Source organism: Mycolicibacterium hippocampi, from assembly GCF_010723735.1.
GTDB classification, from domain to species: Bacteria; Actinomycetota; Actinomycetes; order Mycobacteriales; family Mycobacteriaceae; genus Mycobacterium; species Mycobacterium hippocampi.
Genome location: NZ_BLLB01000002.1, coordinates 224136 through 246418 on the forward strand (window position 1 = coordinate 224136; position 22283 = coordinate 246418).

Here is a 22283-nt window from a genome sequence, read left to right on the forward strand (position 1 = left end):
GTCTCGACTTGGTTTCGCTCGTCAAGATCCGTTGCTTTGGTCTTTAAGCGTAGTCCGCAAGCGGGCTACCGTGTCGCCGTGCACCTGCCAGCCCGCCACCGTGTCGGCGTGCGAACAGCTTCGGCGATCGCCACCGTCACGCTCGTCGCCGCGTCGATGTTCGCCGGTCCCGCCCAGGCCGCTCCGGCCACCCTCGCCGGAAAGATCGTGTTCCTGGACCCCGGCCACAACGGCACCAACGACGCCTCGATCAGCAGACAGGTCCCCACCGGGCGGGGCGGCACCAAGGACTGCCAGGCCAGCGGCACTTCCACCAACGACGGATACCCCGAGCACACCTTCAACTGGGACACCACGCTGCGGGTCCGCCAGGCGCTGACCGCGCTCGGGGTGCGCACCGCGATGTCGCGGGGCGACGACACCGGCCCGGGCCCGTGCGTCGACGAGCGCGCGGCGCTGGCCAACTCGGTCCGACCGAACGCCGTGGTGTCGATCCACGGCGACGGCGGTCCGCCCACCGGGCGCGGCTTCCACATCCTGTACTCCGCCCCGCCGCTCAACGCGGCCCAAGCCGGCCCGTCGGTGCAGTTCGCCCGGGTGATGCGTGATCAGCTGGCCGGTTCCGGCATTCCGCCCGCGACCTACATCGGGTCATCCGGGCTCAATCCGCGCTCCGACATCGCCGGGCTCAACCTCGCGCAATACCCGTCGATCCTGGTCGAGCTCGGGAACATGAAGAACCCGGTCGACTCGGCGTTGATGACCACCGAGCAGGGGCGGCAGAAGTACGCCGACGCCGTCGTCCGCGGCATCGTCGCCTTCCTCGGCTCCCAGCGTTGAGCCAGCGTCAAGCCTCGGCACCCTCGATGCCCACGGTGCCCTCCACCTCGCGCTTGAGGTTGCCGAGCACCTGCGCCTGGATCTTGCGCAGCCCGATCGGGGCGAACGTCTTCTCGAAGAAGCCCCCGATACCCCCGGCGCCCTGCCAGGACGTCTTGACGGTGACCGACGACCCCGGCCCCGCCGGCGCGACGGTCCAGTTGGTCACCATCGACGAGTTCGCGTCCTTCTCGATGACGGTGTGACCGGCGACGTCGACGTTGGCTTTCACGTCGCGTGAGCGCGACTTGGTGGCCTGGAGTTTCCAGGCGGCGACGGTGCCTGCGCCCTGGCCCCCCTCGAGCACCTGGTAGCCGCTGTAGTGCTCGGAGAGGATCTTCGGGCGCATGGCCTGGTAATCCGCAACGGCGCCCAACACGGTCGCCGGGTCGGCGTCGATCAGGACCGTGCTGGCCGCGCTGACCTGTCCCATCAGTGCAAACTCCTCGTCAACAGGGGGTGACTAGCGGTTCGGTGGGTCGCATCGGCTGCCACCGGGGACTAGCGTATATGTGTGTCTGTTGCCTCGACCGACGCACGGGCCACTCACAGTGACGGCGTGCAGCGGCTTCTATCCAGTTACCGGGCGATCCCCGCCGACGCTACGGTCCGGCTGGCCAAGCCGACGTCCAATCTGTTCCGCGCCCGGGCGAAGAACACCGCCCCCGGGCTGGACACCTCGGGATTGACGCAGGTCATCGCCGTCGACCCGGACGCCCGCACCGCCGACGTGGCCGGTATGTGCACCTACGAAGACCTGGTGGCGGCCACCCTGCCCTACGGCTTGTCCCCCCTGGTGGTGCCGCAGCTCAAGACCATCACGCTCGGCGGTGCGGTCACCGGGCTGGGCATCGAGTCGACGTCGTTCCGCAACGGACTGCCCCACGAGTCGGTGTTGGACATGGACATCCTCACCGGCACCGGCGAGATCGTGCGGGCCTCGGCCGACGAGCACCCCGACCTGTTCCGGTCGTTCCCGAACTCCTATGGGACTCTTGGCTATTCGGTTCGACTGAAGATCGAGTTGGAGCCGGTGAAGCCCTTTGTCGCGCTGCGCCATGTCAGGTTCGATTCACTGACCGAGCTGGTCGAGGTGATGGACGGCATCATCGAAAACGGAGCTTTCAACGGCGACCGGGTGGACTACCTCGACGGTGTAGTGTTCAGCGCCGACGAGAGCTATCTGTGCCTGGGTGTCCAATCGGCGACTCCGGGACCGGTCAGCGACTACACCGGAAACGACATCTACTACCAGTCGATCCGACACGAGGGTGGTGAGAAGCACGACCGGCTCACCATCCACGACTACCTGTGGCGCTGGGACACCGACTGGTTCTGGTGCTCGCGAGCGTTCGGCGCGCAGAACCCGCGGATCCGCCGCTGGTGGCCGCGCAGGCTCCGGCGCAGCAGCTTCTACTGGAAACTCATCGGTTACGACCAGCGATTCGACATCGCCGACCGGATCGAGAAGCGCAACGGCCGTCCGCCACGCGAACGGGTCGTCCAGGACGTCGAGGTGCCGATCGGGAAGACCGCCGAGTTCCTGGCCTGGTTCCTGGACAACGTCCCCATCGAGCCGATCTGGTTGTGCCCGTTGCGGCTCCGCGATGAGGGCAACTGGCCGCTGTACCCGCTGCACCCCCATCAGACCTACGTCAACATCGGCTTCTGGTCTTCGGTGCCTATCGGCCCCGAAGACGGGTATACCAACAAGATGATCGAGCGCAGGGTCAGCGAACTGCACGGGCACAAGTCGCTGTACTCCGACGCGTACTACTCCCCCGAGGAGTTCGACGAGCTCTACGGCGGCGAGCTCTACAAGACGGTGAAGAAGGCCTACGACCCCGACTCACGTTTCCTCGACCTGTATGCGAAGGCGGTGCGAAGACAATGACCACATTTCGGGAACGCGCCACAGACGCGGCTGACAACTCCGAGGGCAGGCTCACGCTGGCAGAGATCCTGGAGATCTTCTCCGCCGGCCGGCTGCCGTTGAAGTTCACGGCGTACGACGGCAGCACCGCCGGACCCGAGGACGCGGTCCTCGGGCTCGACCTGCGGACCCCCCGCGGCACCACCTACCTGGCCACTGCTCCCGGAGACCTGGGACTTGCCCGGGCGTACGTCTCGGGCGACCTCGAGCCGCACGGGGTGCACCCGGGCGATCCCTATGACCTGCTCAGCGCGCTGGCCGAGAAGATGCAGTTCAAGCGCCCGTCGGCCAGGGTGCTGGCCAACGTCATCCGGTCCATCGGGATCGAGCACCTGCGGCCCATCGCCCCGCCACCCCAGGAGGCGCTGCCTCGCTGGCGGCGGTTCGCGGAGGGGTTGCGGCACAGCAAGACCCGTGACGCGGACGCGATCCACCACCACTACGACGTGTCGAACAGGTTCTACGAACTGGTACTGGGCCCGTCGATGACCTACACCTGCGCGTGTTACCCGCATCCCGACGCGTCGCTGGAGGAGGCGCAGGAGAACAAGTACCGGCTGGTCTTCGAGAAGCTGCACCTGCAGCCCGGTGACCGACTGCTCGATGTGGGCTGCGGCTGGGGCGGCATGGTGCGCTATGCGGCGAGTCAGGGTGTGAACGTGATCGGCGTGACGCTGTCGCGGGAGCAGGCCACCTGGGCGCAGAAGGCGATCGCCGAGGACGGTTTGGGTGACCTCGCGGAGGTCCGCCACAGCGATTACCGCGACGTGCGGGAGTCGCAGTTCGACGCGGTGTCCTCGATCGGGCTCACCGAGCACATCGGCGTGGCCAACTACCCCGCGTATTTCCGTTTCCTCAAGTCGAAGCTGCGCACCGGCGGGCTGCTGCTCAACCACTGCATCACCCGCCACGACAACCGAAAGGGGCCGGCTGCTGGTGATTTCATCGACCGCTACGTGTTCCCCGACGGCGAGCTGACCGGTTCCGGGCGGATCATCACCGAGATCCAGAACGTCGACCTGGAGGTGCTGCACGAGGAGAACCTGCGGCACCACTACGCGATGACCCTGCGCGACTGGTGCCGCAACCTCGTCGAACACTGGGACGAGGCGGTTGCGGAGGTGGGTCTGCCCACCGCCAAGGTGTGGGGTCTGTACATGGCCGGGTCCCGGGTCGGCTTCGAACAGAACGCGATTCAGCTGCACCAGGTGCTGGCGGCCAAACTCGACGGGCGAGGCAGTGATGGCGGGCTGCCATTGCGGCCCTGGTGGAACGCATAGGGACTAGGCTCACTCCGGTGAAGCGCCTGCTGTTGCGCATAGCCGTGTTCCTGGGATCCTCCGCGCTGGGATTGCTCGCGGCCGACTTCCTGGTGCCCGGGGTTTCGGTACCGCTGTGGGGTTTTGTCACCGCGGTCGTGATCTTCACTGTCGCCCAGGCGATCCTGGCGCCGTTCTTCCTCAAGATGGCCACCCGCTACGCTTCGACCTTCCTGGGTGGCATCGGCCTGGTGTCGACATTCGTGGCGCTGCTCTTGGCGTCACTGCTGTCCAACGGGCTCAGCATTCGCGGCGTCGGATCGTGGATCGCGGCGACGGTGGTGGTCTGGTTGGTCACCGCGGTGGCGACCGTGGTGCTGCCGATGCTGGTGCTGCGGGAGAAGAAGGCCGCCTGACAGGCGCGACACCAACGCCCGGCTCACCCTTCGATGCGGCGCGCCCCCAGTTCACTCTGCAGCAGCTCCAGTGCGGCTTCCTCGGGGTCGCGGCGCGGCGCGGCGGGGTCGGCGTTGCCTGCCTCGGCGAGCATGCTCTCCTCGTCGTCACGGCGGGACTCACGATCGATCGGGGTGGCCACTAGATTCCCAGAATTCCCAGAAGCCGCCGGCGCCGCCGCGGGCGGCGGGGACGAAGCTCCGACCTCGCATCGGATCTTCCAGTTCACGCCGAGCGCATCCTGCAACGCTTCCCGGATGACGTCGGCGTTGCGTTGCTCGGTGAGGCGCTTGGCCAGCGGCGCGGATTCGTGGCTGAGCACCAGGGTGTCGCCCTCGACGGCCCGCACGATCGCACCCGCCAGCATCACCTCGGTGGTTCGGCTGCGCTCCCGGACCTTCTCCCGCACCGTTGTCCACATCGTGCGCACCGCGGCGGCGGTGGGTTCACCGGCTGCGACGGCGGCCGCCGGCGTCGCCACCGGCGCCTCGACCGCGGGGGCCGCCGGGGGCCGGACCGGCGGAGGTGTCGGCTCCGGCTCCGGTTCGTCCTCAACAGCTTTCGGCGCGGGCTCAAAGGCTTTCGGCGCGGGCGCGGGCGGGGGGGCGGACTCCGGTTCAGGTTCCGGTGCCGGCTCGGGTGCCGGTTGCTCAGGCTCCGGGGCAGCCTGAGTCTTGCGGACGAACTGTTTCGGCGGGGCGGGAGCGACGTGCTCTCCGGCCGGGATCGACATGTCGAGCCGGGTCTCGATGCGCTCCACCCGCTGCAGCAGTGCCGCCTCGGTGTCGCAGGCCGAGGGCAGCAGCAACCGGGCGCACACCACCTCCAGCAGCAACCGCGGCGCGGTCGCCCCGCGCATCTCGCCCAGTCCGGCGTGCACCACCTCCGCGTAGCGGGTCAGGGTCGCCATCCCCACCCGGGCGGCCTGATCACGCATCCGGTCCAGCACGTCCTCGGGTCCGTCGACGACGCCCCGCGCGACCGCATCGGGCACCGCCTGGAGCACGATCAGGTCCCGGAACCGCTCGAGCAGGTCGGTGGCGAACCTGCGCGGGTCGTGCCCGGCGTCGATGACACCTTCCACCGCGCCGAACAACGCCGCGGCGTCGCCGGCGGCCAGCGCATCGATCGCGTCGTCGATCAGGGCCAGGTCGGTGGCACCCAACAGGGCCAGTGCGCGCTGGTAGGCGACGTGGTTACCGGCCGGGCCGGATTCCGAGCCGGCCAGCAGCTGGTCCAACACGCTGAGCGTGTCCCGTGGTGAGCCCCCGCCCGCGCGGATGACCAGCGGGAACACCGCATCGTCGACGTCGACGTTCTCCGAGGCGATGATCTTCTCGATCAGCGTGCGCATGACCTTGGGGGCCAGCAGCCGGAACGGGTAGTGGTGGGTGCGCGACCGGATGGTGGGCAGCACCTTCTCCGGTTCGGTGGTGGCGAACACGAAGATCAGGTGTTCGGGCGGCTCCTCGACGATCTTCAGCAGGGCGTTGAACCCCGCCGTGGTCACCATGTGGGCCTCGTCGACGATGAAGATGCGGTAACGGGACTGGGCGGGAGCGTAGAACGCTCGATCGCGCAGCTCCCGGGTGTCGTCGACGCCGCCGTGACTTGCGGCGTCGAGCTCGACGACGTCGACGTTGCCGGGGCCGTTCGGCGCCAGCGCCACGCAGGAGTCACACACCCCGCACGGGGTTGCGGTGGGGCCCTGCGCACAGTTCAGCGACCGCGCGAGGATCCGCGCCGACGACGTCTTCCCGCAGCCACGAGGGCCGGAGAACAGGTAGGCGTGGTTGATTCGGCCGGAGTTCAGCGCTGTCGACAACGGCTCGGTGACATGTTCCTGGCCGATGACTTCCGCGAAAGTCGCCGGTCGGTACTTGCGATATAGAGCCACGGAAGCAGGCTACCCAGGCCGACCGACTACTTGTCGGCCAGCAACGATTCGGTGGCCGACAGCAACGCGCATGTCGCCAGACCGTCGATGGCCACCCGAAGATCAGACGACGCGGGGAACGTCGGTGCGATGCGGATGTTCTTGTCCTCCGGGTCATTTCGGTTCGGGAACGACGCACCCGCCTCGGTCACCGCGATCCCGGCCTCCTTGGCCAGCGCCACGGTCCGCTTGGCCGTACCGGGCATCACGTCGAGGCTGATGAAGTAACCGCCCTTGGGTTCGGTCCAGGACGCGATCTTGGCGTCACCCAACCGGTCCTCGAGAATCTCCAGGACCAGAGCGAACTTCGGGGCCAGCAACTCCTGGTGGCGCTGCATGTGCAGCCGCACCCCGTCGGCATCGCCGAAAAAGCGCAGATGACGCAGCTGATTGACCTTGTCCGGGCCGATCGACTTCTTACCCGCGTGCTGCAGGTACCAGGCGATGTTGCCCAGAGAACCGCCGAGGAAGCTCACGCCGGAGCCGGCGAAGGTGATCTTGGACGTGGAGGCGAAGACCAGCGGCCGGTTCGCGTGGTTGGCCGCCGCGGCCAGACCCAGGATGTCGATCTGGCGGACGGTTTCGTGGGTGAGAGTGTGCACGGCGTAGGCGTTGTCCCACATGAGCCGAAAATCGCTTGCCGCCGTTTCCATTTGAACCAACCGGCGAGCCGTCTCCCACGAATAGGTGGTGCCGGTGGGGTTCGAGTAGACCGGAACACACCACATGCCCTTGATCGCCGGGTCGGCGGCGACGAGTTCCTCGATAAGATCGACGTCCGGGCCGTCCTCGAGCATCGGCACGGTGATCATCTCGATGCCCAGGCTCTCGGTGATCGCGAAATGGCGGTCGTAGCCGGGCGCGGGGCACAGGAACTTGACGCCGGGCCCGTCCCGCAGCTCGTCGATCCACGGGCGCGGCGAGTCGACACCACCGTGGAGCAACGAGTACACGACGACGTCGTGCATCAACTCGAGGCTGGCGTTGTTGCCGGCGATCAGATTGGGTACCGGGATGCCCAGCAGCTCGCCGAAGATCTCCCGCAGTTCGGGCAGCCCGTGCGGGCCGCCGTAGTTGCGGGTGTCGGTGCCCGACCCGTCCCGGAACGCGTCGGGTTCGTCCCCCGGCAACGCGAGCAATCCGTTGGACAGGTCGAGTTGCGCCGGCGACGGCTTTCCGCGCGTCAGATCCAGCTGCAGGGATCGGGCCTGCAGGTCGGCGTAGTTGCGCTGCTGCTGGTCATGCTGTGCGAGCAGCTCGTCACGGCCCAGCGACTGAAACGACACCGCGCGCCTTTCACCGTCGTGCGTGGATTCTCCGGACGTAAGGGGACCCCGCGCACCCGCCAGAGCCCATTGACCCTTGCTGCCTTCCGGCCCTGGGGGAGTTCACAGGATGGACGCCGCGCGGGGTCCACGAAGAGTGTAGTACCCCGCCCCGGCCGCCTGCCGCGGTGCAACCGCCAAGCGGCTTTGCGGACCCACCATGCGGGTCGGCTACCATGGCCGACGGAGGATTCGCCTAGTGGCCTATGGCGCTCGCCTGGAACGCGGGTTGGGTTAATAGCCCTCAGGGGTTCAAATCCCCTATCCTCCGCACTCAGTCCGGGGTGCGACCGGCAATCACCGAGAGCTCGGTCGCACCCCGGACGACAAAGATCGAGGAGGGGTATGGGTCGCACCGTCGCGGTGATCTGGCACGCGTCGTTCTCCATTGCCGCCGGTGTCCTCTATTTCTTCTTCGTGCTTCCGCGCACGCCCGAGCTGCTGGGGCAGACCTCACCCACCCTGGGCACGGCACTGCGCATCGTCACCGGCGCGCTGATCGGTCTGGCGGCGCTGCCCGTGGTGTTCACGCTGCTGCGCACCCGGCGCCCGGAGTTCGGTACCCCGTCGCTCGCGCTGAACCTGCGCACGGCATCGATCGGTCTGCACGCCGCGGCAGGGCTGCTCATCATCGGCACCGCGATCAGCGAGATCTGGCTGTCCCTCGACGACGCCGGGCAATGGTTGTTCGGGATCTACGGCGCGGCCGCCGCCATGGCGCTGCTGGGCATGCTCGCCTTCTATCTGGCGTTCGTCGCCGAGTTGCCGCCGCCACCGCCGAAGCCGTTGAAGGTCAAGGAACGCAAAAGCCGGCGCCGCCGCAAGAATGCGGCGGCGGCCGAAGAATCCTCCGAGGTCACAGAATCGTCAGAGGATTCCGAATCCACCGGCGAGGCCGAGGCGGCTGAGGATCCTGAGGTCCCGGCGGCCCCGGCGGAGGAGCCCGTCACGGTTGGTCAAGCATCCGACGAGCCGGCCGCAGACGCCGAAGATGCCCCGCAGACCTCGGAGAACACCGACGAGACCGGCACCGAACGCGCCAGCGGCACCCTCCAGAACCGCCGTCCGACCGGCAAGGGAAAAGCCCCGGGTAGACGCAAACGGACCCGTGGCGGCGTTGCTGTCGAGGACTGAGGGACCGGCACGACATCGACAGCGGCCGTCAGCGCAGCCACTATTGATGGGTATGGGCCTGTATCCCTCTCTCAGACGCCTGCTGATCGCGCTTGCCGCGATCCTGGCGCTCGTCGCCCCGGCCGCACCCGCCGGCGCCGCGCCCGGCGACGTGATGGCAGCGGCCGACCAGGCGGAGGCGTCGGTGGTGCGTATCGACACAGCCGTCGACTACCAGGGCGTGATCGGGCTCGGGACCGGGATCGTGCTCGATCCCGGCGGGCAGGTGCTCACCAATTTCCACGTGGTCCAGGGCGCCGACCGGATCACCGGCACAGTCGGGGGAAGATCATTCCCGGCGACCCTGATCGGTTACGACCGCGGACGCGACGTCGCGGTCATCCAGCTGCTCGGCGCCAACGGACTGCCTCCCGCGGTCATCGGCGACGCGAACGTGTTGGTGCCGGGTGAGCCAGTGGTGGCGCTGGGCAACTCCATGGGTACCGACCGGCCGCTGACCCGCGAGGTCGGCACCGTCACCGGATTCGGCCGCACCGTCAACGCCGAGGACACGCTGACGGGTACCTCCGACGAGCTGACCGGCCTCATCGAGATCGCCGCGCCGGTTCGCGCCGGCGACTCCGGCGGCCCAGTGGTCAACGGGTCCGGTCAGGTCGTGGGCCTGACGACGGCAGCCTCGGTGAACTTTCGGATGGGTCCGGGTGGCAAGGGGTTCGCGATCCCGATCAACGACGCGATGGGCGTGGCCGACCAGATCCGCGCCGGGATCCGCTCCGACACGGTCCACATCGGCCCGCCGGTGCTGCTGGGTGTCGGGGTCCGCACCACCCCCCGCGACGAGCCCGGGGTGTTCGTCCAGGAGGTGATGGTCGGCGGCCCCGCCGACCAGGCCGGACTACTGGCCGGCGACGTCCTGATCGCTCTCGACGGGACCACCCTGGACTCGACGAACACGTTGACCTCGGTGCTGGACCGGCACTACCCGGGAGATGCGCTGGAGCTGGTGTGGATCGACGGCGCCGGACAGACCCGCACCAGCGTCGCGGTGCTGACCCCCGGCGTCAATTGATCCAAACCCGCCGGACAGGCGACCGCAGAACCCTATGCTGAGCGAGTGCCCAACAATGCCTCGTACCGGGTCGTCCAGTGGACGACGGGAAATGTCGGAAAAAGCTCGGTCGCCGCGATAGCGAAGCACCCCGGCCTGGAATTGGTCGGCTGTTACGCCTGGTCGGACGACAAAGCCGGCCGCGATGTCGGTGAGCTGGCAGGCATCGAACCGCTGGGGGTCACTGCCACCAACGACGTTGACGCCCTGCTCGCTCTCAAACCCGACGTGGTCGTCTACAACCCGATGTGGATCAACGTCGATGAGCTGGTGCGGGTCCTGGAGGCCGGTGTGAACGTCGTGGCGTCGGCCTCGTTCATCACCGGACACAACCTGGGGGACGACCGGGACAGGCTCGCCGACGCGTGCCTGCGCGGCGGATCGACGCTCTTCGGCTCCGGCGTCAGCCCCGGCTTCGCCGAGATGCTCGCGATCGTGGCGGGCACCGCGTGCGACCGCATCGACAAGGTCACCATCGCCGAGTCCGCGGACACCACCCTCTACGACTCCCCCGACACCGAGCGTCCCGTCGGCTTCGACATGGCCATCGACGATCCCGACCTGCAGCCGATGGCCGCCAAGGGCACCGCGGTGTTCGCCGAAGCAGTGCGACTGGTCGCGGACGCTCTCGGCATCGAGCTCGACGAGATCATCTGCGTATCCGAATACGCCCAGACGACCGAGGACCTTCCGATGGCGTCGTGGACCATCAAAGCCGGACATGTGGCGGGGGTCTTCGCCAGCTGGCAGGGGATCGTCAACGGCAAGACCGTCATCGACATCAACGTCCGGTGGAAGAAGGGCCAGACCCTGGAGCCGGACTGGCAGCTCGACGGCGACGGCTGGAAGATCACCATCGACGGCCGGCCGTCGGTCAACATGACCGTCGGCTTCCTCCCGCCGCAGGACATGATCGAGAACGCCAAGACGCTCGAGGACTTCTTCGTGCTCGGTCACATCATGACCGCGTTGCCGCCCATCCACGCGATCCCGGCCGTCGTCGCCGCGGCGCCCGGCATCGCCACCTACAACGACCTGCCGCTGCCGCTGCCGCGAGGTGTTGTGCCGACTGGCTAACCTTGCCTGGTGAGCGTACGCGGATGGCTGCTCTTCGCCGCGATGAGCGTCATCTGGGGCATCCCGTATCTGCTCATCAAGATTGCGGTGGAAGGACTTTCGGCCCCGGTCCTGGTGTTCGCACGCACTGCGGTCGGTGCGCTGGTGCTGATCCCGCTGACGATGCGCCGCTCCGCGTGGGCTCCGGTGCTGGCACATTGGAAGCCGGTCGCCGTGTTCGCGTTCTTCGAGATCATCGCCGCCTGGCTGCTGCTGTCTGACGCCGAACGGCACATCTCCAGCTCGCTGACGGGTCTGCTGATCGCGGCGTCGCCCATCGTGGCGGCCCTGCTGGACCGGCTCACCGGCGGTGACCAACCGTTGACAGTGAAGCGGCTGGCCGGGCTAGCGGTCGGGTTGTCGGGAGTCGCCGTACTCGCCGGCCCCGAGCTGACCGGCGGCAGCGCATGGCCGGTCACGGAGGTGCTGCTGGTCGCGGTCTGCTACGCGATCGCACCGCTGGTCGCCGCGCGTTATCTCGGTGACGTGCCGACGATGCCGATGACGGCCGCATGCCTCGGCCTAGCCGCGATCGTCTACGCCGGTCCGGCCGCGGCGACGTGGCCGCAGGAGGTCCCCGCGCCGCGGGTGGTGATCTCGGTGGCGCTTCTGGCCGTCGTCTGTACTGCGTTGGCGTTCATCGTGTTCTTCGCGCTGATCCGTGAGGTCGGCGCGCCGCGGGCGCTCGTCTTCACCTACGTCAACCCCGCGGTGGCGCTCGCCGCGGGTGTCATCGTGCTGAACGAACCGCTGACGCCTTGGCGCCTCGCCGGTCTGGCGCTGATCCTCACCGGATCGGTGCTGGCGACCAGGCGCCTCGAACCGAAAAATGCGTTGAGCTGACGGTTGATCTGCGGTGACATGGGACCCATGCCCGCTGCACTCTGGCCGCTCAACGGCCTTGTCGTGTCGACCCCGCGGCTGTCGTTACGCTACCTCGACGATGCGGTCGCCGAGCGCGTCGCCGAGCTCGCCGCCGAGGGCATCCACGATCCAGCGACCATGCCGTTTTCGGAGCCGTGGACGGATGTCGCACCTCCGCAACTGCAATGGAACGCGTTGCGCTACTTCTGGCGATGTCGCGCCGAAACCACCGTCAGCAATTGGCATCTCGATTTTGCGGTGCACGCGCAGGGCGATGTCGTGGGCGTCTGCTCCATCGACGGCAAGCAGTTCCCGTCGATGCGCACCGCCACAACCGGGTCGTGGCTCGGCCGCCGCTACCAGGGGCGCGGGTTGGGGCGCGAAATGCGCCAGGCCGCGCTGCATCTGATCTTCGCCGGGCTGGACGGCGAACGGGCGACCACCCGGGCGTGGCATGACAACATCGCATCGCTACGGGTCACGCGGTCGTTGCCGTACATCGAGGACGGCGCCACAAAGGAACCGCGGCGTGACCGTGTGGACACCATGCTGGCGTTCTCGATGACGCGCGCGCGGTGGGAGACAGTGCACCGCAACGATATCGAGATCAGCGGACTGGAGCCGGCCCGGGAATTCCTGGGGCTCTAGCCAGCCTGGTCCACGGCCGGTGGTGGTTGGTAGGGGATGTACCACTTCCATTGGGCGCGTTCGCCGGTCGGTCCGGGGTAGGGGGCGACGGCCGGGGGTGGTGTGGTGGGTGGTCGTGCCAAGGATCCCGAACTGAGTTCCTGGCCTTCGTTGTCGGTGACCCTGAGGCGGTGCGCGGGCCCGGTGAGGGTGATGCCGCCGAGGTGGTGCATGCGGTGGTGGTAAGGGCAGAGCAAGACCAGGTTGTCGGGTTCGGTGGGGCCGCCGTCTTCCCAGTGCCGCAGGTGATGGGCGTGCAGGCCGCGGGTGGCGCCGCAGCCGGGGACCACGCAGCAGCGGTCCCGATGCTCCAACGCCCGGCGCAGCCGCCGGTTGACCGTCCGGGTGGCCCGCCCGGCGCCGATGACCCGGCCGTGGCGTTCGAACCACACCTCACAGGTGGCATCACAGAGCATCAAGCGACGCTCGCTGTCGGACAACAAGGGACCGAGGTGTAGCGACGCGACGTGTTGGTCGACGTCGAGGTGGGCGATGACAGTGGTGCGTTGGCCGTGCGGGCGCCGCGCCACCTCGGTGTCCCAGCCGGCTTCGACGACACTCATGAACGCATCCGCGGTGCTCGGGAACGGTGGCGCCTGATCCGACACCCGCTCGCCGGTGTTGTGGTGGTGTTTCCAGTCGGTGACCAGCGCGTCGAGGTGGGAGGCGAGGGCGGCGTCGACGACCGCGGCTTCGTCGTGCGGTAGCCGGATCCGGTAGGTGGCGTGGGTGTCGTCGCCGGTCTTGATGACCGACCGCTCCCACACCGGGTCGGGCTCCGGTTGGGGTTGCGGCTTGGGTTCGGGTTTGGGTCGGGGGGCTGCTTTGAGGGCGGTGTGCAGTTGGGTGACCGTCGCCGATTCGGCCAATTGCGCGTAATGCTCATCGGAACCCTCGGCGGCCCGCCCGGCGATCACCCCGACCTGATCCAACGACAACCGCCCGTCGCGTAACCCTCGGGTGCAGCGCGGAAACTCTGCGAGCCGCCCGGCGATGGTGGTGATGGTGTGCGCGTTGGTCGGTGAGGTGCCCAGTTTCCAGGCCACCAACCCGGCCACCGATCGGGCCCCGGTCAGACCGCAGAGTTCGTCGCGGTCGATCTCGGCGACGATCTCCACGATCCGCCCATCGATCGCGTTACGCTGCCCCGCCAGCTCCGCCAACTCGTCGAACAACACCTCAAGACGCTCCTTGGGAGCCAAAGAAGTTGCCGCCGAAGACATGACACCATAAGAACAGACGGGTACGACAAGTTTCGGCAGCGCTTGGGTGGTCTGGGGTTTCCGGGACTTGAGCTGACGGTTGGCTGCGCCAAACGCCCCGTTTACAGACGCCGGCGTCCGTGACAAGCTACGGGTCGGAGATGCCGACGACGGTGTCGATGCTACTGAGGAAGACATCGTGCACAACGTCACTCGCATACGATTCCGTGCTTTCGCATTGGCCGCAGTTGTCGGCTGCGCGGCCCCTCTCGCGGTGGCGAACGCCGTGCCCGAGCACATCATGATTTCGCACAATGGTGAGACCGTACTTCGCAACGGAACCGCGGAGGCTGCGTCCGTCGACGGTTCGCACGCCGAGGCCATCGGTGACGGCGCGTACGCCGGTGCATCGTTCGCGGGTGATCACGTCGTCGTGACGGGGACCCGCTCCATCGGGAACACTCGAGCCGGGCTGACTTCAGGCAACAACCGGATCGTCCTGAACGGTAAAGACATTGACGCGCAAGTCCTAGGTGGCGGCAATACCGTTCTGTTGAACGGCTCGTCAATCGTCATTCGGGATTTCTACGCCGAGTTCACCAGGCTGTATGTCACTTCCGACAATTACGGCCAGTCCTTCACGTACCCGCTCGCCGGTCAGTCCTTTTGCTACGGTCCGTCCTGCCCCTGGAACGGTTCTTGGCTTCCACCGAGCGGCGACTACTCGTACGACACGCGGATGTCGGGGACCGCGGTACTGACCCAGAGTCGTGTTGCCGGACCACTTTTCGGGCTGTTCGGCAGCGGCGCGGACGCGGCCGTCGATTGTGCGGGCGATGCCTGCAACGGCGGCCGAGGCGGCTTGATCTGGGGCAACGGTGGTGACGGCGCCAATGGAGGCACTGGGGGCGACGCCGGACTGTTCGGCCATGGCGGTCGTGGAGGCGACGCCAGCGCCTACGGCCAAGACGGCGGAGCCGGCGGCCGGGGCGGGGCGCTGGCCGGCGATGGCGGTCGTGGCGGCGACGCGATCGGGGAGAACGCCGATGGAGGTAACGGTGGTGACGCCGGCGCCATCGGCAATGGCGGCGACGGCGGCGACGGCGGATCGACCGTGGTGCAGTACGGCTCCGCCGGTGACGGAGGCCGCGGCGGGACGCTGGCCGGCGATGGCGGTGGAGGCGGCAACGCGATCGGCATACGCAGTGCTGTCGGCGGCGACGGCGGCGACAGCCTCGGAAGCGGTGACGGCGGCGACGGCGGTTCGGCGACCGCCACCGATTCCGAATTGGGGGTCGCCGTGGGCGGTTTCGGCGGCGATGGCGGGCAACGAGGCAACGGCGGCGAGGGCGGGAATGCTACCGGCACGCTCGCTGCGGCGGGCGGCAACGGTGGTGACGGAGGCAGCCGCCGCGGCGACGGTGGCGACGCAGGAGACGCCGTCGCCGACATCGACAACGGTCTCGCCGACGGTGGCGAGGGCGGTGGCGCCGGCCGCCACGGAGACGGTGGTGATGGTGGCGCAGCTACCGCCGCGGAGGGACGCGGTGGGCACGGCGGCGACGGAGGTCGTGGCGGTGGCGACGGCGGCTACGGGTCCTCAGAAGGCGGCGACGGGGGCGACGCCGGGAGCGAGGGAGGCGCAGGGGCTGACGGCGCCGACGGGAAGTAGCCGGGCGAGTTTCGCGCTCTCCACGACTTCTACGCCGAGAACTGCATCAGGGTTGCGCGTTCTCACAAACAGCGACCCTGCGGCAGATCTCGGCGCTAAGGACCCGCGTCCCGCAAGGTCGAGGCGACGATGTCGATGACCCGCTGGCCCTGCGTCTCCAGATAAAAGTGACCGCCGGTGAAGGTGTGCACGTCGCCGCCGCCGGAGGTGTGCTCGTGCCAGGCGCGCGCGTCGGCCAGGCTGGTCTTCGGATCGTCGGTCGCAGCCATCACGACGACCGGGGCAGCAATGCCGACCGTCGGAGGACGGTGATAGGCCTGCAGCGCGCGGTAGTCGTTGCGGAACGCGGGCAGGAACGTGTCCAGCAGTTCCGGGTTGTTCAACACCCGCGGGTCGGTGCCGCCGAGTTGGCGCATCACGTCGACGAGCGCGGCGTCGTCCTTGTACTCCCGCTCGTCGCCGTAGCGGCTGGGGGCGCGCGATCCCGAGGCGAACACCGTCACCGCCTGCCTTCCGGCAAGCGCCTCGAACCGGCGCGCGACCTCGAACGCCAGCACTGCGCCCATGCTGTGCCCGAAGAACGCCGTCGGCGCCTCGGGCAGCGCGGCGACCGCGGCATGAACCTGGTCGGCCATCTCCTCGATGGAGTCGACGAACGGCTCCTTGTGGCGGTCCTGGCGGCCCGGGTACTGGACGCTGTACACCTCGATTTCAGGAGCCAGCGCTGCCGACATCGGGAAGTAGTAGCTGGCCGAGCCGCCGGCGTGCGGCAGGCAGACGAGCCGGGCGCGGGCGGTGGGCGCGGGATGGAAGTTGCGCACCCAGCGGCTGGGCTGCGGTGTCGTCATGGGCCCGGCTCGGCGGCAGGGGGCGGCGGTTCCCCGGGAGGGCCCGGCGGCGGTTCGCCGGGCGGTGGTGGCGGCGGCTCGAAGACGCGCAGCACGTTGGCCTGCAACTGGGCACCGGGCGGGCCCTCGACCATGACGTCCTTGAGTATCTGCGCCTGCTGACCCTGGACGGTGAAATTTCCCGGCTGCGGCTGATTGCCGCCGGTGACCTCGTACTCCACCGTGAACGGGGTTTCCGGAAAAGGATGCAGGCCTACATATTTCGGGTCGATGGTGTAGGTGTACACGCACGCTCCGGCTGGGTCGCAGTTCTGCGCGGTGACGACGACCCCGATCAGGAACTCGTCGGCGGTGGGGACCGAGGGGGGTGGCGGCTGGGGCGGATTGCGGCGTGGGGGCTCGGACTGCTGCTGTGTCGGATTGCTGAAGATCATGATCGAGGCGATCCCGACACCACTGGCGAGCATCCCGAAGATCGCAATGGTCGCGAGCACTTTACGGATGGCCACCCGAGCAGGGTAACCGGCGGTGTCGCTTACCGACGCGATGGCCGCCGACTCGGCACGTGCGTCAACCCGGAGATGCGAGTGTTGCCGGCGAACGGCAATACCCGGGCCGCTGTTTGCTCAACGTGGGCTGCCTGCGGGTCACCTCGCGAGAAGGCGGCGCAACCCCCGCCAATGTCTTCCCGCTGGTACAGGGGTGCCCCGGTTAGAGATCGGTAAACGCCTCGCGGTCGTCCATCAGAAGTTATCGATAATCTGCTGCGCGATCGTACGCACGGGAATGTTGTCGTTCTGCGATAAGTGACGAAGCATCGCGAAGGCGCGTTCGGCGTCAATCTGGTAGTGATTCATGAGTATTCCCTTGGCTTGCCCGATCAGATCCCTACTTGCCAGCGCAGTCTCGAACTGCTCCTCGCGGACGGCGCTCATCATGGCGACCGTAGCCATGGTCGCCAGAAGCGCGCCTGTCGTCCTACCTGCCTCGTCGAACGAGCGCGGCTCATGGCTGAACAGGTTCAATGCTCCTGTAACTTTGTGCTGCGGAATGAGGCGGTACGACACGATGCTGTACACCCCTACCGCCACTGCGGCCGGAGCGAATGAGGGCCACCGACGTTCCTCGCGCAAGTCGGAGCTGATGATGACCGCCTCCGTGATTGCCGCGTCCAGGCAGGGGCCTTGCTGGTGGCGCAGCTGCACAGTATCGAGTTCGGCGGCAAGCGCCACGGTCGGCGCGACCGACCGCGCTTCGCCCTCATACATGACCAACATGCCGGCGAAGTCCACCCCCTCTATCAGCTCCACAGCGCTACTTGTGATGCTCGACAAGGCGTGCTCCAGGGCGGTGTCCTTCATATGACCCTGGATCAGCTGAATCATCGCGGCACGAATCGTTTCGTCGACACTGGCGGGGCTGTTCAAAGGGCTCCTTCCAGGACGCAGCTGGACTGACATCAAGGGTGATCCCTATCTTGCTCCAAGGACGCGCGTCATGCGACACCCTGAGTTCTCAGGCCCCCACAAATCTGGTAGGAGCGCTACCCGCGATGCCGACAAGACTCCAGAATCGGCCGAGTGAGCGTTTGGCTAGTCGCCGATTCGGTTGCCGTGTTCGTCCCAGTGCGCGGCGACCTTCTTGCTGGGCTGCACCCGCGGCGGCTCACCCGGCATCTTCGGGTAACTCGGCGGATAGGGCAGGTCGCCGAGTCCGCGGTCCTCGTCGGCCGCGACCATCTCCAGCAGCGGTTCGATCGACTGCGCTTTCGTGTCGATGTCCGCCCACGGGTCCGGCCGGGACGCGACGAAGTCCGGCACGGTCAAGATCGTGTAGTCGTCAGGATCGGCGTCGCGCAGCTCGTCCCAGGTCAGCGGCGTCGAGACGGTGGCGATCGGGGTCTTGCGCGCCGAGTACGCCGACGCGAACGTCCGGTCCCGGGCGTTCTGGTTGTAGTCGATGAACAGCCGCCTGCCCCGCTCCTCCTTCCACCATGACGTCGTCACCGCGTCCGGGGCGCGCCGCTCGACCTCCCGGCCCAGCGCGATCCCGGCGCGGCGGACCGCGATGAAGTCCCAGTCGGACCTGATCCGCAGGAAGACGTGCACGCCGCGCCCACCCGAGGTCTTCGGGTAGCCGACGAGCCCGAGTTCGTCGAGGAGCGGCCGGAGCACGTGGACAGCGACGTCAGCGGCTTCGGCGAAGCCGGTGCCTGGTTGCGGGTCGAGGTCGATGCGCAGTTCGTCCGGGTGCTCGGTGTCCGGGCACCGTACCTGCCACGGGTGCAGGGTCACCGTTCCCATCTGCGCCGCCCACGCGATCGCCGACGGGTGGGTGATCTTCAGTGCGTCGGCGGTACGCCCGGACGGGAACGTCACCGTGCAGGTCTCGAGGTAGTCGGGGTGTTTGTGCGGCACCCGCTTCTGGTAGACCTCCTCGCCGTCGATGCCGTCGGGAAAACGCTGCAGGTGCACCGGCCGGTCCCGCAGCAGCGCCACCATGCGGTCGGCGATCGAGACGAAGTAGTCGAACAACCTGCCTTTGGTGCCGTTCTCGCCCAGCTCCGGAAAGTACGGCTTGTCGGGGTTGGTGAGCCGGACCTTGACGCCGGCGACGTCGACTTCGGTTGCAGCGGTTGCCATCAGCTCTTCTCCAGCACGTCGTAGAGGTCGTAGTTCAGCGGAACGTCGAGTTGATCGAAGGTGCAACTGGCGGGGTCACGGTCAGGACGCCAACGCACGAACTTCACTGCGTGCCGGAAGCGCTGGGCACCGCTGTTTCCCTCCATCTGGTCGTAGGCGACCTCACACACCTTCTCCGGGCGCACCGGTATCCAGCGCTTGTCCGCGGCGGAGTTCCACCGGCTGGGCTCACCGTCGCGGACGTCGTCACCGATGCGCAGCGGCTCGAGATCGGCCAGTAGCGCGAGCCGCGCCTTGGCGGTGAAGGAGGCGGCGCCGCCGACCATCTGCAGCTCGCCGTCGTCGTGGTAGAGGCCGAGCAGGATCGACCCGACGCCCTCGCCGCTCTTGTGGATCCGGTACCCGATCGCCACACAGTCGGCGTCGCGGGCGTGCTTGACCTTGACCATCTCGCGCTTGCCCGGAAGGTACTGGCCGTCGAGACGCTTGGCGATCACCCCGTCCAGGCCCGCGCCCTCGAACTCCTCGAGCCACCGCGCACCCAACTCGGGATCCTCGGTGGTGCGGGTGACATGGCACCACTGCTTCGGGGTGACCGCGTCGATGAGCGCCTCGCGGCGCATTCGGAACGGTTCCCTGAGCAGTGAGTTGTCGCCGACGGCGAGGGCGTCGAAGCCGATGAAGTGCGCCGGGGTCTCCTCGGCGAGTTTGCGCACCCGCGACTCGGCGGGATGGATGCGCTGGCTCAGCGATTCCCAGTCCAGCCGCATTCGGGAGGCGATCTCGCGGGGGACGACGATCTCGCCGTCGAGAACGCAGCGCGGCGCGAGTTCGTCACGCACCGAGTCGAGGACCTCGGGAAAGTAGCGGCCCAGGTCCTTGCCGCTGCGGGAGAGCAACACGACGTCCTCGCCGTCGCGGAACACCAGCGCCCTGAAGCCGTCCCACTTCGGTTCATAGGACCAGACGCCGGCCTCGTCGGGCACCTTGGTCTGCGCTTTGGCCAGCATCGGCTCCAGCGGAGGCATCACCGGAAGGTCCATCGTTTCCATACTCACGTAGACCGGAGTACCCAGACAATGTCATCGGGGCAGTCATCGTGGTGGCGACTCAGCCGAACAACCCCGCCTCGCGCAGCCCCGTTCTGTACGCGTTGAGATCCGCAGCAAAAAGCTGCGGTTGCTCGAATGCGGCGAAGTGCCCGCCGCGGTCCTGATGCGTGTAGTGAACCAGGTTGTAGTGCTTCTCCGCCCAGACGCGGGGCGTCTGCAGGATCTCGCACGGGTACACGGCGTAACCGGTCGGGACGTCCACGCGGCCCTGCCACGGGCTCAGCGCGCCGGTCCCGGCGCGGGCCGATTCGTAGTAGAGCCGCGCGGCCGACGTGGCGGTGCGGGTGAGCCAGTACATCATCAGGTTGTCGATCAGCCGGTCGGTGCTCACCGGCATGCCGTCGCGGGTATCGCACCACGCGGCGAACTTCTCCAGGATCCACCCGGCCAGCCCGATCGGTGAGTCGTCCAGACCGAACCCGACCGAATGCGGACGTGTGGATTGCACGTCCATGTACGCGGTGCCGTCCGCCACCTGGGCCGACGTCCTCACGATCGCGGCGATCTCGTCCTCGGTGACGCCCTCCATGGCATCCGACGCGCCTTCCGGTGGCAGCGCGAACAACATGTTGGTATGGATGGCAACAACATTGGAGGTGAAGTGCTCGCCGAGGTATCGGGTGACGAGCGCGCCCCAGTCACCGCCTTGCGCCACGTACCGGTCGTAGCCGAGCTGTGCCATGACGTCGGCGACGGCGGCTGCCACCTTCGCGACGTCGATGCCGCGTTGCCGGGTGGGGCCGGAGAATCCGTAGCCGGGCATCGACACGACGACGACGTGGAAGCGGTCCACCAGCAGGGGCAGCGCGTCGAGGAACTCGACGATGGAGCCGGGCCAGCCATGGGTGAGGACCAGCGGGATGGCGTCGGGGTCAGCTGATCGCGCGTGCAGCAGATGCACGTGCTGTCCGGCAGCGGTGGTGGTGAACGATCCCCATCGGTTCAGTTCGGCTTCGGTTCGCCGCCAGTCGTAGCCGCTCGTCCACCGCTCGATCACCGAGCGCAGGAAGGTCTGGTCGGTCCCGTAGTCCGCGCCTGCACCGTCGATCTCCGCCGGCCACCGGGCGGATTCGAGCCGGCGTTGCAGGTCGTCGAGCTGTGATTGTTCGACGGCAATGTCGAAGGGCTTCATCGGGGGGAGTCCTTCCCGCCGCCGAAGACGGCGGGCAGCAATTCATTGAAGATGTCTGCGCGTTCCCACTGCAGGAAGTGGCCTGCTCCCGGAACCACGAGCGGCCCAACACGATTCCGGAAAGCACGCTCACATCGAGGCACGAAGTCCTCGCCGATGGCGTGGTCGTCCGGTCCGTAGAGGATCAGGGTCCGGACGTCGACCGCATCCATCAGCGGGAACTCGGGCATCGCGCGGTCGTAGGCCAGTTGGTAGGTCGCCCACCCGGCCCGCAGCCGTGCCTCGTCGGCGAACGGTTCGGTCATGAAGTCGACGTCGGCCTGCTCGAAGGCGTACTTCGACGCCCAGAGCCGGTTGGTGTACATCGATGCCACCCACTGCCTGCGCGCCTGCGCCGAGCCCAGCATCGCGGCCAGTTCGTCGGGGAACGCGCCCTGCATCCACCGGTAGTCTCCGGTCGGATCCGACACCGCGGTTCCATCGGCAATGTCGTTGACGGTGATTCCGGTGTAGTCGACGCCCATCGGAGCGACGGTGTTGAACACGCAGAACCCCTCCACGAAACCGGGAAACCGGTGGATCAGGTCGGTCGCCACGACTCCGCCGACATCGCTCGCCGCGACCACGCACGAGGTGTGGCCGAGGTGCCCGTTCACCAACGCGTACAGGTCACGTGAATAGGTCACCAGATCGTGTTGATCGTCGGGCGGGAGGTCACTGTCCCCGTAGCCCCGCAGGTCAGGTGCGATGACCTCGAAGCCCGACGCCGCCAGCGCCTCGATGTTGCGCCACCAGATCCGCTTGGTCTCCGGGTAACCATGGATCAGCAGCAACGGCACCCCGCCGATGCCCTCACGCACGAAGGACAGCGAGACACCTTCGGCGACAACGGCCTTTTCGGTATTGAAGGCATCCGGCGCTGCCAGTGCGGGCTGAGCGGGCCGATGCCGTGGGTCGTACCGGAAGGCTGTCATTCTC

21 protein-coding genes, 1 tRNA gene and 1 other RNA gene are annotated in these 22283 nt (G+C 67.7%); 11 read left to right on the forward strand and 12 right to left on the reverse strand.

Annotation, left to right across the window (positions count from 1 at the left end):
* Nucleotides 1-84 precede the first annotated feature (84 nt).
* Entirely contained in the window at nt 85-840 is a 756-nt protein-coding gene (locus G6N53_RS01990) for an Rv3717 family N-acetylmuramoyl-L-alanine amidase (RefSeq protein ID WP_163895319.1), read from the forward strand.
* Nucleotides 841-847: 7 nt separating this feature from the next.
* Here G6N53_RS01990 and G6N53_RS01995 read toward each other — a convergent pair whose 3' ends face one another.
* Entirely contained in the window at nt 848-1312 is a 465-nt protein-coding gene (locus G6N53_RS01995) for an SRPBCC family protein (RefSeq protein ID WP_163886661.1), read from the reverse strand.
* Between the two features lie 81 nt (nt 1313-1393).
* On the opposite strand from G6N53_RS01995, the gene G6N53_RS02000 reads away from it, so the two are divergent.
* Genes G6N53_RS02000 through G6N53_RS02010 form a run of 3 tightly spaced genes read left to right on the forward strand, consistent with a single transcriptional unit; the run spans nt 1394 to nt 4487 of the window.
* Nucleotides 1394-2773: an FAD-binding oxidoreductase gene (locus tag G6N53_RS02000; protein WP_163886663.1), complete on the forward strand. Its 1380-nt coding sequence runs from the start codon at nt 1394-1396 to the stop codon at nt 2771-2773.
* Nucleotides 2770-4092 (forward strand): class I SAM-dependent methyltransferase, encoded by a 1323-nt coding sequence (locus G6N53_RS02005; protein ID WP_163886666.1) that lies wholly within the window; start codon nt 2770-2772, stop codon nt 4090-4092. Before G6N53_RS02000 ends, G6N53_RS02005 begins: the two co-directional genes overlap by 4 nt.
* A gap of 17 nt (nt 4093-4109) precedes the next feature.
* On the forward strand, nt 4110-4487 hold the full coding sequence (locus G6N53_RS02010; RefSeq protein WP_163886667.1) for a phage holin family protein: 378 nt from the start codon (nt 4110-4112) through the stop codon (nt 4485-4487).
* A 23-nt stretch (nt 4488-4510) separates the two neighbouring features.
* Here the strand turns inward: G6N53_RS02010 and G6N53_RS02015 are convergent, their stop codons facing one another.
* The 3 genes from G6N53_RS02015 to ffs form a co-directional block, all read right to left on the reverse strand.
* Nucleotides 4511-6424: a DNA polymerase III subunits gamma/tau gene (locus G6N53_RS02015; RefSeq protein WP_163886669.1), complete on the reverse strand. Its 1914-nt coding sequence runs from the start codon at nt 6422-6424 to the stop codon at nt 4511-4513.
* A gap of 26 nt (nt 6425-6450) precedes the next feature.
* The gene (locus G6N53_RS02020; RefSeq protein WP_163886671.1) at nt 6451-7749 is read right to left on the reverse strand and encodes an aspartate aminotransferase type Ic; all 1299 of its coding nucleotides are present in this window, start codon (nt 7747-7749) and stop codon (nt 6451-6453) included.
* A 37-nt stretch (nt 7750-7786) separates the two neighbouring features.
* An RNA gene (ffs, locus tag G6N53_RS02025) (signal recognition particle sRNA small type) lies at nt 7787-7881 on the reverse strand.
* Between the two features lie 92 nt (nt 7882-7973).
* Between ffs and G6N53_RS02030 the strand changes: the two genes are divergently transcribed.
* The 6 genes from G6N53_RS02030 (at nt 7974) to G6N53_RS02055 (ending at nt 12658) form a co-directional block, all read left to right on the forward strand.
* Nucleotides 7974-8059, forward strand: a tRNA-Ser gene (locus G6N53_RS02030).
* 74 nt (nt 8060-8133) lie between these two features.
* Nucleotides 8134-8922 carry a lipid uptake coordinator LucA gene (gene lucA, locus G6N53_RS02035; protein WP_163886673.1) on the forward strand — a complete coding sequence of 263 codons (789 nt, stop codon included), beginning with the start codon at nt 8134-8136 and terminating at the stop codon, nt 8920-8922.
* A 46-nt stretch (nt 8923-8968) separates the two neighbouring features.
* Nucleotides 8969-9991, forward strand: coding sequence for a S1C family serine protease (locus G6N53_RS02040; protein ID WP_371870791.1), 1023 nt, complete (start codon nt 8969-8971; stop codon nt 9989-9991).
* Nucleotides 9992-10036: 45 nt separating this feature from the next.
* On the forward strand, nt 10037-11107 hold the full coding sequence (locus tag G6N53_RS02045; RefSeq protein WP_163886677.1) for an NAD(P)H-dependent amine dehydrogenase family protein: 1071 nt from the start codon (nt 10037-10039) through the stop codon (nt 11105-11107).
* Nucleotides 11108-11116: 9 nt separating this feature from the next.
* The gene (locus tag G6N53_RS02050) at nt 11117-11989 is read left to right on the forward strand and encodes a DMT family transporter (protein ID WP_163886679.1); all 873 of its coding nucleotides are present in this window, start codon (nt 11117-11119) and stop codon (nt 11987-11989) included.
* A 27-nt stretch (nt 11990-12016) separates the two neighbouring features.
* A complete protein-coding gene (locus tag G6N53_RS02055; RefSeq protein ID WP_163886681.1) occupies nt 12017-12658 on the forward strand; it encodes a GNAT family N-acetyltransferase in 642 nt (213 codons plus the stop codon).
* On the opposite strand, the gene G6N53_RS02060 is transcribed toward G6N53_RS02055, so the two are convergent.
* On the reverse strand, nt 12655-13920 hold the full coding sequence (locus tag G6N53_RS02060; protein WP_163886684.1) for an HNH endonuclease signature motif containing protein: 1266 nt from the start codon (nt 13918-13920) through the stop codon (nt 12655-12657). The genes G6N53_RS02055 and G6N53_RS02060 overlap by 4 nt on opposite strands.
* A 718-nt stretch (nt 13921-14638) precedes the next feature.
* Between G6N53_RS02060 and G6N53_RS02065 the strand changes: the two genes are divergently transcribed.
* Nucleotides 14639-15571 (forward strand): hypothetical protein, encoded by a 933-nt coding sequence (locus G6N53_RS02065; protein ID WP_163886686.1) that lies wholly within the window; start codon nt 14639-14641, stop codon nt 15569-15571.
* Between the two features lie 95 nt (nt 15572-15666).
* Here G6N53_RS02065 and G6N53_RS02070 read toward each other — a convergent pair whose 3' ends face one another.
* The 7 genes from G6N53_RS02070 to G6N53_RS02100 form a co-directional block, all read right to left on the reverse strand.
* Nucleotides 15667-16419, reverse strand: coding sequence for a thioesterase II family protein (locus G6N53_RS02070; protein ID WP_163886688.1), 753 nt, complete (start codon nt 16417-16419; stop codon nt 15667-15669).
* On the reverse strand, nt 16416-16928 hold the full coding sequence (locus tag G6N53_RS02075) for a hypothetical protein (protein ID WP_308206947.1): 513 nt from the start codon (nt 16926-16928) through the stop codon (nt 16416-16418). The genes G6N53_RS02070 and G6N53_RS02075 overlap by 4 nt, the downstream gene beginning before the upstream one ends.
* A 234-nt stretch (nt 16929-17162) precedes the next feature.
* Nucleotides 17163-17846 (reverse strand): GAF and ANTAR domain-containing protein, encoded by a 684-nt coding sequence (locus G6N53_RS02080; RefSeq protein WP_163886690.1) that lies wholly within the window; start codon nt 17844-17846, stop codon nt 17163-17165.
* Between the two features lie 165 nt (nt 17847-18011).
* The gene (gene ligD, locus G6N53_RS02085) at nt 18012-19061 is read right to left on the reverse strand and encodes a non-homologous end-joining DNA ligase (protein WP_163886692.1); all 1050 of its coding nucleotides are present in this window, start codon (nt 19059-19061) and stop codon (nt 18012-18014) included.
* The gene (locus G6N53_RS02090) at nt 19061-20113 is read right to left on the reverse strand and encodes an ATP-dependent DNA ligase (protein ID WP_163895323.1); all 1053 of its coding nucleotides are present in this window, start codon (nt 20111-20113) and stop codon (nt 19061-19063) included. The genes ligD and G6N53_RS02090 overlap by 1 nt, the downstream gene beginning before the upstream one ends.
* A gap of 58 nt (nt 20114-20171) precedes the next feature.
* Nucleotides 20172-21305: an epoxide hydrolase family protein gene (locus G6N53_RS02095; protein WP_163886694.1), complete on the reverse strand. Its 1134-nt coding sequence runs from the start codon at nt 21303-21305 to the stop codon at nt 20172-20174.
* Nucleotides 21302-22279, reverse strand: a complete 978-nt coding sequence (locus tag G6N53_RS02100; protein ID WP_163886696.1) for an alpha/beta fold hydrolase — start codon at nt 22277-22279, stop codon at nt 21302-21304. The genes G6N53_RS02095 and G6N53_RS02100 overlap by 4 nt, the downstream gene beginning before the upstream one ends.
* Nucleotides 22280-22283 lie beyond the last annotated feature (4 nt).